Consider the following 12,432-nt stretch of genomic DNA (forward strand, 5'->3'; position numbering starts at 1 on the left):
GTTAGCACCGCGATTGTGACAACCATCTGACGCAAGGCACCCGAACCTAGCTGCCATGCGGGTTGAGGGGCAGCGAATTCAATCGTGCTTTATTCCGATCTGCGCACGCGCCTGCAACTGGATGCGGCGCAGCCACCCCAACGTATGTCGACCATACGTCCCGTTCCATCACCTGGCTCAACCAAGGCCTACCAACGGATGCCCCTCGGCGCGCCACGGCGACGTCAGAAAATGCCGCACCCGCTCCGGCCGCACCTGCGGCAATGTGGCGGGCGCCCAGCCGGGCCGATGGTCCTTGTCGACCAGATGCGCGCGCACGCCCTCGCAAAAGTCGCCTTCCTGGATGCCGCGCGCCACAATCCCCAACTCCATCTGAAAGCATTCGGCCAGTGACAACTGCCGACCCCGCAGCAGCGCTTCGCGCGTCACGTGCAGCATCGTCGGTGAATGCGTCGTCATGGCATCAAGCGTGGCCTGCAGCCACTGGCGTGGCTCGCGGGCGGGTTCGCGCTCCAGGCTCTCGCGCAGCGTGGCGACAATGCGATCGACCGACGATCGCCGATCGAAATAGCGCTGCACCCAGGGCACCGCCTGTGCAAGCGGCGCGTGCGGAACGATGTTGCACGGCGGCTCGAACACGCGGCGCAGGGCCTGCATGAGATCGCCGCCGTGCGGCATGCGCTGCAGGCGGTCTTCGAATGAGGCGAGCCATTCGGCAGGCACGCACACATCGGCCAGATGGCAGTGCAGCGCGTCGGCGCCCGTCAGCGTCACGCCCGTCAGCCCGACATACAGCTCAAGCTCCGGCGACATCACACTCAGAAAGCGCGTGGCGCCCACGTCTGGCAGAAACCCGATGCGCGTTTCCGGCATCGCCATCTTCGTGCGCTCGGTCACCACACGCAGCTGTGCAGCCTGCCCAAGGCCCATGCCGCCGCCCATGGTGATGCCGTCCATCAGCGCGACGATGGGCTTCGGAAACTGGTGCAGTGTGTAGTCGAGCCGGTATTCGTCGACGAAGAATTGTAACCAGCCGTCGTCGCCGTCCATGTGGCCCCGTTGCGCGAGCTGATAGAGCGCGCGTACATCGCCGCCGGCGCAGAAGCCCTTCTGGCCCGCACCGCGCAGCACCAGTGCGACGATGCCGTCGTCGTGGCGGCATTGCTCCAGCAGCGCCGCCAACTGGCGCACCATGCCGTGCGACAGGGCATTCAGGGCAGACGGCCGGTTCAAGGTGATGATGGCCACGCGGTTCACCACGCGCATCAACACCTCGGGTTCGGCAGCGGCTGCCTCGGGCGGCGTCGCCTGCATTTGGACGGCACTCATTGCAGCGTCTCCGATTCGTGCGCGGACTGCCAGCGCGGCGCGCGTTTCTCAAGGAAAGCATTCACGCCTTCGCGCTGGTCCGGGTGATCAAACAGATCGACAAAGCGTTCGCGCTCTACGGCCTGCGCCGCGCTGCGTGGCACGCCATTGCGGGCCTGGTGAATGAGCTGCTTGCTGAAGGTGACGGCCTGCGGGCTCAACGCCGTCACACGCTGTGCCATAGCGATGGCCGCTTCGCGTGCGGCGCCCGTGTCCACCACCTCTTCCACCAGGCCGATACGCAGGGCGGTCTGCGCATCGACGCGCTCGCCGGTCAGGATCATGCGCTTGGCCCAGCCTTCACCCACGAGCCATGGCAGCGTCTGCGTGCCGCAACCGCAGCACAGCAGGCCGACGGCGGTCTCGGGCACGGCCAGCTTGGCGTGGGCCTCGGCGATGCGGATGTCGCATGCCAACGCGCACTCCAAACCACCCCCCATCGCAAAGCCGTTGATGGCGGCAATCACCACCGGGCGCGCATTCTGCAACGCTTCGAACGCGGCACCGAAACGGGCAGCCGCCTCGCGGGCCACATCGCGGTCGCCACTGGCAAAGGTGTTGAGGTCGGCTCCCGCGCTGAAGAACTTCGGGCCATCGCCGGTGATCACGATGGCGCGCACGCGTGCGTCGGCATTCAAGCGTTCGACGGTGGATTGCAGTTGCAGCAGACCTTCCGGCGTGAACGCGTTGGCAGGCGGACGCTTGAGCGTCAGCAGCGCGATGGTGCCCTGGTGCAGCGTTTCCAGTTCAATCATCACGCCGCTCCATCCTTCCGATAGAGCTTGATGACAGCGGAGAAATCCAGCTTGCCATCGCCCTTGCTGCTCACGGTTTGGTACAGCTGCTGTGCCAGCGCACCCAAATAGACGGGCTGACGGACGGACTTTGCTGCGTCACCGGCCAGGCCCAGATCCTTGAGCATCAAGTCGGTACCGAACCCGCCGGTGTATCCGCGCGATGAGGGCGCGGTCTCGATCACACCGGGGAACGGGTTGTACGTGTCCGAACTCCAGCAGCGCCCCGTCGAGGTATTGATGATGCCGCCCAGCACCTTCGGGTCGATGCCCAGCGCTTCGCCCAGCGACATGGCTTCGGCCACGCCTGCCATGGTGATGCCGAGCACGAGGTTGTTGCAGATCTTCGCGCCCTGGCCGGCGCCCGTGTCGCCGCAATGCACGAGGTTCTTGCCCATGGCGGAGAGCACGGGGCGCACCTGTTCGAACGCCGCCGCGCTGCCGCCCACCATGAAGGTGAGTGTGCCGGCCGCAGCGCCGCCCGTGCCGCCCGAGACCGGCGCGTCGACAAAGGTATTGCCGTGCTCGGCCGCCAGCGCGGCAAATGCCTTCACGCTGGCCGGGTCAATGGTGCTGGAATCGATGATGGGCACACCCTTGGCAATGCCAGCCAGCACACCGTCTTCCGCTGTCAGCACATGGCGCACATGCGCCGCGGCAGGCAGCATGGTGATGACGGTCTCCGCGCCGGTCACGGCCGCTTTGGGCGAAGCCGCTGCCGTGGCGCCGGCTTCGACCAGCGCGCCCACCGCCTGCGCGCTCAGATCAAACACGGTCAGCGCATGGCCCGCCTTGAGCAGGTTGCGCGCCATGGGGGCGCCCATGTTGCCCAGGCCGATGAATGCGATTTTCATGACAACGCTCCTCGTGCAATCAGCGCAGGCTGATGGTGGTGTTCACGCCACCGGCATCGACCGCGTCGTCAAACCAGCGCGCCGTCACCGTCTTCGTTTGCGTATAGAACTGCACCACCTGCTTGCCGTACGGGCCCAGGTCCCCCAGCTTGGAGCCGCGCGAACCGGTAAAGCTGAAGTACGGCACCGGCACCGGGATCGGGATGTTGATGCCGACCTGGCCCACGTCGATCTCGCTCTGGAACTTGCGCGCCGCTGCACCGCTCTGCGTGAACAGCCCCACGCCGTTGCCGAACGGGTTCGCGTTAACCAGCGCAATGGCATCGTCCAGCGTGGGTGCGGTCAGCACCAGCAGCACGGGGCCGAAGATTTCGTTGGTGTAGATGTCCATGTCGGTCGTCACATCGGTGAAGACGGTCGGGCCGACGAAGTTGCCGTCTTCATAGCCGGCCACGCGTACGCCGCGGCCGTCCAGCGCGAGCGTGGCGCCCTGCTGCACACCCGATTCGATCAGGCCGAGAATGCGTTGCTTGGCCGCACGCGAGACGACGGGGCCAACGTCGGTGCCCGGCTCCACACCGGCATTGACCTTGAGCGTCCGGGCCTTGGCGATCAGGTCCGGCACCCAGGCCTGGGCGGCGCCCACCAGCACCACCACGGACGTGGCCATGCAGCGCTGCCCCGCCGCGCCAAAGGCTGCGCCGACGAGTGCGTTGAGGGTCTGTTCACGGTTGGCATCGGGCAGCACCACAGCATGGTTCTTCGCGCCCATCATCGATTGCACACGCTTGCCGTGCTCGCTGCCCAGGCGGTACACATGCGTGCCGACCGCCGTGGAGCCGACAAACGAAATCGCCTTCACATGCTCGTGCGTGCACAGTGCATCCACGACGTCCTTGCCACCGTGCACAACGTTCAGCACGCCCGGCGGCACACCGGCCTCCAAGGCCAGCTCGACGAGTTGCATGGTCGACAGCGGGTCTTGCTCGGAAGGCTTCAGCACGAACGTGTTGCCACACACGATGGCCATCGGGAACATCCACAACGGGATCATTGCGGGAAAGTTGAACGGCGTGATGCCCGCGCACACGCCAATCGGCTGGCGCAGCGTATAGGTGTCCACCGCGCCGGCCACGTTCTCCAGAAACTCACCCTGCTGCAGCGAGCCCACCGAGCACGCGTGCTCCACCACCTCCAGCCCACGGAAGATGTCGCCTTCCGCATCGGGCAGCGTCTTGCCCTGCTCGGCCGTCAGCGTGCGCGCGATGCGCGGCGAGTGCTCGCGAATCAGCGCCTGAAACCTCAGCATGATGCGCATGCGTGCGCCCACCGGCGTGTTCTTCCACGTGGCAAACGCTGCGTGTGCCGAGCGGATGGCGGCGTCCACCTCATCAGCCGTGGCAAATGGCACGCGCGCCAGCACCTCCTGCGTAGCGGGGTTGACCACATCGCGCCATTCCTTCGACTGCGATTCGACAAACTCGCCGCCGATCAGCAGCTTGACGGTGGGCGGGGTGTCCTGCTGTGCGGCAGGCTTGGCGGAAGCGAGAGAGGCAACGGCGCTCATGGGGGTCTCCTGGCGAATCGGTGTCGGTAGCGGTAGCGGGTTCAATGCGGGATGGGCAAATCAGGCGAAATCTTCTTCCCAGTACTCGCCGGGCAGGCGAGCCGGCTGGGGGGTACGCTCGAGTTCGAGCCGGCGCAGCTCAACGCGGCGGATCTTTCCGGAAATGGTCTTGGGCAATTCGCTGAACTGCAGGCGGCGGATGCGCTTGTAGGGTGCGAGCTTCTCGCGCGAGAAGAGGAACACGGCGCGGGCCAGTTCAGGGCCCGCCTCATAGCCCTGCCGGACCGTGACGAACGCCTTGGGCACGGACAAGCGCAGGGGGTCGGAACTCGGCACCACGGCCGCCTCGGCAATGGCTTCGTGCTCGATCAATACGCTTTCCAGCTCGAAGGGGCTCAGGCGGTAATCCGACGACTTGAACACGTCATCGGTGCGGCCCACGTAGACAAAGTAGCCGTCGTCGCGGCGCATGGCGACGTCCGACGTGTGGTAATAGCCGTTGCGCATCGCCTCGGCGGTGGCGCGGGCATTGTTGGCGTAACCCTCCATCAGGCCGAGCGGACGGTGCGAGAGCGGCAGCACGATCTCGCCTTCGCTGACGGGCTGGTCGTCGTGGTCGACCAGCTCTACGCGGTAACCCGGCAGGGGGCGCCCCACCGAACCTGGCACCACCGGCTGGCCGGGCGTATTGCCAATCTGGCAGGTGGTCTCGGTCTGGCCGAAGCCGTCGCGGATGGTGACGCCCCAGGCGCTGCGCACACGTTCGATGATCTCGGGGTTCAGCGGCTCGCCCGCACCGACAATCTCACGCAGCTTGACCGCGTACGAGGCCAGTGGCTCCTGCACCAGCATGCGCCACACGGTCGGCGGCGCGCACAGCGTGGTCACGCTAAAGCGCACCAGCACGTCGAGCGTGTCCTTGGGTACGAAGCGCGCGTAGTTGTAGACGAACACGCAAGCCTGTGCGTTCCAGGGGGCGAAGAAGCAGCTCCACGCATGCTTGGCCCAGCCGGGCGAGCTGATGTTCCAGTGGATGTCGCCGGGCTGCAGACCGATCCAGTACATGGTCGACAGGTGGCCGACCGGATAGCTCTGGTGCGTGTGCTTGACGAGCTTCGGCTTGGACGTGGTGCCCGAGGTGAAGTACAGCAGCAGCGGGTCGGTGGCGCCGGTCGGGCCGTCGGGCACGAACTGCGCAGGCGCGTCGTAGGCTGCGGCCAAGTCGATCCAGCCATCACGCTGCCCACCCACGGCGATGCGTTTGACGCCCGCATCAACACCGTCAAACTTGTGCAGATCCGCCGCGTCGACAACCACGCAGTTCGCACCGCCGAGTTCCACGCGGTCACGCACATCGTCCGGCGAGAGCTGCGTGGTGGCCGGCAATACCACCGCGCCCAGCTTCATCGCCGCGAGCATCACGTCCCAGAGTTCCACGCGGTTGGGCAGCATCAGCAGCAGACGATCACCACGCACGATGCCAAGCCCGCGCAGGAAGTTCGCCATGCGCGACGAGCGCTCGGACATCTGCGCAAACGAGAGCTTCAACCCCTCGCCCTGCAGATCATCGACGATCCACAGCGCCGGGCTGTCATTGCCGCGCGCCATCACATCGAAGTAGTCAAGCGCCCAGTTGAAGGTGTCCAGCGCGGGCCACGTGAACTCGCGGTACGCGCGGTCGTAGTCGGTGCGATGGCGCAGCAGAAAATCGCGCGCTTCCACAAAACCCTGTGCTGCAGATACCGCTTCGTTCATCGTCGTCTCCTGGTCGGCGCGTTTGCGCTCTTTCGTGTTCGGTCGATGTGCGCGGTGCGTGCTACACGTGCCGCGCGATCACCATCCGCTGGACTTCGCTGGTGCCTTCGTAGATCTGGGTAATGCGTGCATCGCGGTAGTGGCGCTCGACGGCGTAGTCGGCCAGGTAACCGTAGCCCCCGTGGATCTGGATGGCGTTGGAGCAGATTTCTTCGGCCAGTTCCGACGCATAGAGCTTGGCCTGCGAGGCTTCCGACAAACAAGGCTTGTCTGCACTGCGCAGGCGCGCCGCGTGGTGAACGAGCAAGCGCGCGGCATTCAGGCGCGTGGCCATGTCGGCCAGCATGTTGGCGATGGTCTGGTGCTCGCGCAGCGCCTTGCCGAACTGGATGCGCTCGTTGGCGTAGTTGCGCGCGGCATCGAATGCGGCACGTGCAATGCCCACGGCTTGCGCGGCAATGCCGATGCGCCCGCCCTCCAGGTTCGACAGCGCGATCTTCAAACCTTCGCCGCGCTCGCCGAGCAGGTTGGCCTCGGGCACGGCGCAGTCTTCGAGCGTGATCGGACAGGTGTCCGACGCGCGAATGCCAAGCTTGTGTTCGGGCCGCCCAACGAGAAAGCCCGGCGTGTCCGTCGGCACAATGAAGGCGGAGATGCCGCGCTTGCCGGCCTCGGGATCGGTCACGGCAAACACGATGGCGATGTCCGCCCGCGCGCCGTTGGTGACGAACTGCTTGTTGCCGTTGAGCACCCACTGGCCGTCGCGCAGCACGGCGCGCGTGCGCAGGTTGTTGGCTTCGGAACCGGCATGCGGCTCGGTCAGGCAGAACGCGCCAATCGCGCGGCCCGTGGCAAGGTCGGGCAGGTAACGCGCCTTCTGCGCCTCGGTGCCGAACTTGAGGATCGGGCCGCAGCCGACCGAATTGTGCACGCTCATCATCGTCGCGCTGGCGGCGCAGCCGGCGGCCACTTCTTCCAGCGCGAGCGCATAGGCCACGTAGTCGGTGTACGAACCGCCCCACTCCGCCGGCACGATCATGCCCAGCAGCCCCAGCTCGCCCATCTCGCGCACCACGTCATCCGGCAGTGCACCATCGCGGTCCCATTGTGCGGCGTTGGGCGCCAGGCGCTCGGTGGCAAAGTCGCGCGCGGCATCGTGGATCATCCGCTGTTCTTCGGTATAGAAGTCGTCCATCGCTTGGCTCTCGCTTGTTTGCGGACCGGCGCCGCGTGACGCTGCCTGTACAGGCGCCTTACACTGTGCAGCCTGCGGCGCTGGGTTTCGATGGGGAAAAAGTGTAGGCACGCGGCGGGGCGGCTTCGATGCCCGTCACGATCAACTTGCGTGAGCGGATTTGCCATACCGATGAAAAACAACGAAAAGGGAACCGTCTCTGTCAGCCTCGTCAACGAGGCGGTGACACGTGCGCGCGCGCACGGTGTGGACACGCAGCCCATCATGGCCGCTGCGGGCATCACGCCGCAGATGCTGGCGCAACCGCGCAGCCGCGTGTCTTCGGCGCAGTACGGCGCGCTGTGGGCCGGCATTGCGCAGGCCATGGACGATGAGTTCTTCGGGCAGGATGCGCACCCCATGCGCTGGGGCAGTTTCGTGGCGATGACGCAAGCGGCGCTCACCGCGCGCACGGGTCGGCAGGCGCTCGCGCGGGCCACGGGCTTTCTGCGGCTGGTGCTGGACGATCTGCATGTGCAGATTGAAGAAGACGATCAGCGTGTGCGCCTCATCTTCGTGCACCGCAAGGGCACGCGGGTGCCGCCCATGTTCACCTACGCCACATGGCTCATCATGGTCTACGGCCTGGTGTGCTGGCTGGTGGGGCGGCGCATTCCGTTCATTGCGGCGCGCTTCCGATGCGCGGCACCGCAGGACGCGCAGGAATATCGCCTGATGTTCTGCGACGACATGGCGTTCCGGCAGGAAGCCTCGTTCGTGGATCTTTCACCGGCCTTCCTGGAACTGCCCGTCATCCAGACGGCGGCGTCCATCAAGACCTTCCTGCGCGATGCACCGGGCAGCTTCATCGTCAAGTACCGCAACCCGGATTCATTCTCGGCGCGCGTGCGCAAGACGCTGCGCAACCTGCCGGTGGCAAGCTGGCCCGCTGCAGACGCGATGGCACTCAAGCTGAATGTGGCAGAGGCCACCATGCGGCGGCGCCTGAAGCTGGAAGGCCACACGTATCAGTCGATCAAGGACGATCTGCGGCGCGACATTGCCATCGGCCAGTTGCAGGACACGCGCCGCACGATTGCAGACATTGCGGTGGCCGTCGGCTTTGCAGAACCGAGTGCGTTTCACCGCGCGTTCCGCAAATGGACGGGCATGCGGCCGACGGACTATCGGCTGGCCAGCGCAGACTGAGGCTGCGCAGCAGCAGCAGCAGCAGCAGCGTCGCCCGCTCCGCTCACTTCCCGCAGCGTATCGAGAAAGGCCTTGAGCACCGGCGATTGATCGTCCACGCGATAGTGCACGTACAGCGGCACGGACGGCAGCGCCGGCTCCAGCGGCCGGAAGACCACACCCGGGGGTGCCAGGTTGGCCGTGGAGCCCGGCAGCAGTGCCACGCCAAAGCCTGCGCTCACCAGTGCGAGCAACGTCTGCACCTCGGTCACCTGCTGGCGCACGAGCGGCGCAAAGCCGGCCTGGATGCATAGATGCAGCAGGTGATCGGCAAAGCGCGAGCGCTTGGACTCGAAGGCAACAAACGGCTCGCCGGCAAAGTCCCCAAGGGCAAGGCTGGCGTGGCCGGCCAACCGGTGCGTGGCCGGCAGCGCCATCACGATCGGCTCGTGCTGCAGCAGCTCGCTGCGCACGGCGGGGTCTTCCTGGCCCAGTCGGAAGATGCACGCGTCGATGCGGCGCTCCTTGAGGGCGGCCACCTGCGCGGCGGGTGTCATCTCTTGCAGACGCCATTCAACGCCGGGGTAGCGCTCGCGAAACTGGCGCAGCGCTTCGGGCAGCAGCCCCACCATCACCGAACTGATCATGCCGATTTCCAGCTCGCCCACCTGGCCACGGCCTGCCTGCCGTGTGAGATCCAGCGCGCGGTTGAGCTGCGCGAACACCAGCGGGGCTTGCTCTTTGAGCGTGCGGCCGGCCGCCGTGAGTTCCACGCGGTGGTGGCTGCGCACAAACAGCGGCGTGCCGATCTCGTCTTCCAGCAGCCGGATCTGCTGGCTCAGCGGCGGCTGCGACATGAACAGGCGCGCCGCCGCCCGCCCGAAATGCAGCTCGTCGGCCAGCACCGAGAAGTAGCGCAGCAGGCGGATATCCACGATGCGCGCTACGCCTGCAGGTCGAGCTTGAAGGGCGTCTCGCGCTGGCGCTTGCCGGTCAGCCGGAAGATGGCATTGGCAATGGCGGGCGCAACCGGTGGGTTGGCCAGCTCGCCCACACCGCCGGGCTTATCGCGATTGCCATCGACGATGACGATGTCGATGGCGGGCATGTCCGACATGCGCATCACCGGGTAGTCGTGGAAGTTGCTTTGCTGCACCGCCCCGCGCTGGATGTCGATGCGATCGAACAGTGCATGGCCAAGGCCCCACATCAGCCCGCCGTAGAGCTGTTCTTCCACGCCCGTGCGTGAGACGGCCAGGCCGACGTCCGCCACGCAGGTGAGCTTTTCCACCACAACGCGGCCATCCTTGCGCGCCACCTGGGCCACCACGGCAATGTAGCTGTCATACGCCTGATGCGTGGCGACACCCAGTGCGTGTCCACGGGCAGTGTTTCCCCACCCGGCGTGCTGCGCGGCGGTACGCAGCACCGCCACATGACGCGGCCGGTCAGCCATGTGCGCAACGCGAAATTCCACCGGATCACGCTGGGCCGCCGTGGCCACCTCGTCCATGAAGCTCTCGGTGGCGAACACGTTGGGGATGAAGCTGACAGCCCGGTACCAGCCCGTCGGGATGCCCGTTTCGTGGCGCACCCAGCCGATATCCATGTGGTTGGCACGGTACGGGAAATCCCACTTCGAGAGGGCCTCGGTGGTGCTGTAGTCCATGCGATCGGGGCGGTCGAAGTAGCCGGGCTCCCACTGCTCGGGCGAGGCCGGCGACACCGCGCGGATGCGCAGCGCATCCAGCCGGCCCTGGGCATCGAGCGCACCTTCGAGCTGGTGGTACGTGGCGGGGTGGCCGTACAGCGCGCGCATCTCGTCTTCGCGGCTGTTCATCAGCTTGACGGGCACGCCGGTCTTCCTGGCGAGGTAGCTGACCTCGAACAGCCAGTACTTGCTCTCGCGTGCGCCAAAGCTGCCGCCCGACACCCTCTCGTGCAGCACCACCTTGTCGCGCGGCAGCCCGCAGACCACCTCGGCCGCCTCCATTGCCGTCGACGGCACCTGGATGCCACCCCAATACTGGATGACGCCGTCCTTGAGCCACGCCGTGATGTTGACCGGTTCGAGCGGATTCTGCTGCTTGTACGGCATGCGGTACGCCGCACTGACGCGGCGCGCCGCATGGCTCATCGCAACGTCCGTCGCGCCTGCCTGGATCGTATGCACCACGCGCGCCTTGCCGCCGGCAAGCCACGCCGCCTGTTGCCTGGCCACCTCGCCGCTGTCGAAATCGGCGAAGGGGCTGTCGTCCCACTCCACCTTGAGCACGGCGCGGCCCCTGTTGGCGGCCCAGTAGTCGTCGGCCAGCACGGCCACGCCTTCCTGGTTGCCGCCCAGCACATCGGGCCGCATGGGGATCGTGATGACCTGGCGCACGCCGCGCACCTTCAGCGCCTCGGCGCTGTCGATGCGGCGCACGCGTGCACCCGGCATGGGCGCACGCTGTACGACCGCCACCAACATGCCGGGCAACGACACATCGATGCCGTACTGGAAGCGGCCCGTCACCTTGGCGAGCGCGTCGCGCTTGTGGCGCAGCTTGCCGATGTACTTGAAGTCCGCCGCGGGCTTGAGCGAGACATGGGCGGGCGCAGACAGGCGGCCAGCGGCATCGGCCAGCTCGCCGTACGTGGCCTGGCGGCCGTCGGCATTGCAGATGACGGTGCCGTCCGCCGTGCTGCACGCGGTGTCGGGCACGCCCCAGCGCTGCGCGGCCGCGCTGACGAGCATCGCGCGCGCCGTGGCACCGGCTTGCCTCAGGCGCACGTATTCGAGCGACACGCTGGTACTGCCGCCGGTGGAATGCACCTTCCAGACCGGGTGGATGTATTCGTGGAAGAACGGATCTTCCGGCGTGATGACGGCAATGCGCATCGGGTCCACATCCAGCTCTTCCGCCACGCAGGCCGCCAAGGCCGTCTGCGTGCCGGTGCCGGAGTCATGCTTGTGAACGACGATCCTGACCGTGTTGTCGGCCAGCACCCGCACCCAGGCGTTGGGCTCGAACTCGCCCGCGACAGCATCCTTGCCGGCGGCCAGCGCATCGGGCAGACGGAAGCCGACCGCCAGCCCCGCCGTCAACAGCGCGCCCTGCTGCAGGAAGCGGCGGCGCGACGGTGCATGCAGCTCACGCGGCGCGCTCATGCCTTGCCCCGTTCGTCGGCGGCACGCTTGATGGCCTGGCGGATGCGCCCGTAGGTGCCGCAGCGGCAGATGTTGCCGGCCATGGCGTTGGTGATGGCCTCGTCGTTGACGGGCGTGCCCGCCGCCAGCAGCGCGGCTGCGGACATGATCTGCCCCGACTGGCAGTAGCCGCATTGCGGCACGTCTTCCGCCACCCAGGCGCGTTGCAGCGGGTGCGTGCCGTCTTTCGACAGCCCTTCGATGGTGGTGACGCTGTGCCCCGCCGCCACCGACGCGGGCGTGATGCACGCGCGGATGGGCGCGCCATCCAGATGGACCGTGCAGGCCCCGCAGAAACCGCCGCCGCAGCCAAACTTGGTACCGGTCAGCTTGAGCCGATCGCGCAGTACCCACAGCAGGGGCATGTCGGCATCGGCGGCATCCAGCGCATGGGGGGCGCCATTGACCATAATCTCGGTCATCATTGTCTCCTCCGGAATCAGGCCGTCTCGTGCGGCCACTACCGGCTGCAATATGACGCCACGCCCCCGCACCCCGCCAGCGACGATTTCTGCCAACCCCTGTAAGCCGAACTAACAGCT

At 66.6% G+C, this 12,432-nt stretch carries 10 protein-coding genes; 1 reads left to right on the forward strand and 9 read right to left on the reverse strand.

Annotated features, from left to right (window positions below):
* Window positions 1-177: 177 nt before the first annotated feature.
* The 6 genes from R2N16_RS09070 to R2N16_RS09095 all read right to left on the reverse strand — a co-directional run bounded on the left by R2N16_RS09070 (window position 178) and on the right by R2N16_RS09095 (window position 7,533).
* A complete protein-coding gene (locus R2N16_RS09070; protein WP_316665298.1) occupies window positions 178-1,329 on the reverse strand; it encodes an enoyl-CoA hydratase/isomerase family protein in 1,152 nt (383 codons plus the stop codon).
* Window positions 1,326-2,123: an enoyl-CoA hydratase gene (locus R2N16_RS09075; protein ID WP_316665299.1), complete on the reverse strand. Its 798-nt coding sequence runs from the start codon at window positions 2,121-2,123 to the stop codon at window positions 1,326-1,328. The genes R2N16_RS09070 and R2N16_RS09075 overlap by 4 nt, the downstream gene beginning before the upstream one ends.
* Complete coding sequence (mmsB, locus tag R2N16_RS09080; RefSeq protein ID WP_316665300.1) at window positions 2,123-3,016, reverse strand: 3-hydroxyisobutyrate dehydrogenase; 894 nt, start codon at window positions 3,014-3,016, stop codon at window positions 2,123-2,125. Before mmsB ends, R2N16_RS09075 begins: the two co-directional genes overlap by 1 nt.
* Window positions 3,017-3,035: 19 nt before the next feature.
* Window positions 3,036-4,583 carry a CoA-acylating methylmalonate-semialdehyde dehydrogenase gene (locus R2N16_RS09085; RefSeq protein WP_316665301.1) on the reverse strand — a complete coding sequence of 516 codons (1,548 nt, stop codon included), beginning with the start codon at window positions 4,581-4,583 and terminating at the stop codon, window positions 3,036-3,038.
* Between the two features lie 60 nt (window positions 4,584-4,643).
* Window positions 4,644-6,338 (reverse strand): AMP-binding protein, encoded by a 1,695-nt coding sequence (locus R2N16_RS09090; RefSeq protein ID WP_316665302.1) that lies wholly within the window; start codon window positions 6,336-6,338, stop codon window positions 4,644-4,646.
* Between the two features lie 61 nt (window positions 6,339-6,399).
* The gene (locus tag R2N16_RS09095) at window positions 6,400-7,533 is read right to left on the reverse strand and encodes an acyl-CoA dehydrogenase (RefSeq protein WP_316665303.1); all 1,134 of its coding nucleotides are present in this window, start codon (window positions 7,531-7,533) and stop codon (window positions 6,400-6,402) included.
* A gap of 171 nt (window positions 7,534-7,704) precedes the next feature.
* On the opposite strand from R2N16_RS09095, the gene R2N16_RS09100 reads away from it, so the two are divergent.
* Complete coding sequence (locus R2N16_RS09100) at window positions 7,705-8,721, forward strand: AraC family transcriptional regulator (RefSeq protein WP_316665304.1); 1,017 nt, start codon at window positions 7,705-7,707, stop codon at window positions 8,719-8,721.
* On the opposite strand, the gene R2N16_RS09105 is transcribed toward R2N16_RS09100, so the two are convergent.
* From R2N16_RS09105 to R2N16_RS09115, 3 genes are read right to left on the reverse strand one after another with little or no spacing between them, the layout of a single operon-like run.
* Complete coding sequence (locus tag R2N16_RS09105) at window positions 8,697-9,635, reverse strand: LysR family transcriptional regulator (protein WP_316665305.1); 939 nt, start codon at window positions 9,633-9,635, stop codon at window positions 8,697-8,699. The two genes, R2N16_RS09100 and R2N16_RS09105, sit on opposite strands and share 25 nt — an antisense overlap.
* Window positions 9,636-9,643: 8 nt before the next feature.
* The gene (locus R2N16_RS09110; RefSeq protein ID WP_316665306.1) at window positions 9,644-11,851 is read right to left on the reverse strand and encodes a xanthine dehydrogenase family protein molybdopterin-binding subunit; all 2,208 of its coding nucleotides are present in this window, start codon (window positions 11,849-11,851) and stop codon (window positions 9,644-9,646) included.
* Window positions 11,848-12,312, reverse strand: a complete 465-nt coding sequence (locus tag R2N16_RS09115; protein ID WP_316665418.1) for a (2Fe-2S)-binding protein — start codon at window positions 12,310-12,312, stop codon at window positions 11,848-11,850. Before R2N16_RS09115 ends, R2N16_RS09110 begins: the two co-directional genes overlap by 4 nt.
* Window positions 12,313-12,432 lie beyond the last annotated feature (120 nt).

It is taken from the genome of Ralstonia psammae, from assembly GCF_958405935.1.
Classification (GTDB): Bacteria; Pseudomonadota; Gammaproteobacteria; order Burkholderiales; family Burkholderiaceae; genus Ralstonia; species Ralstonia psammae.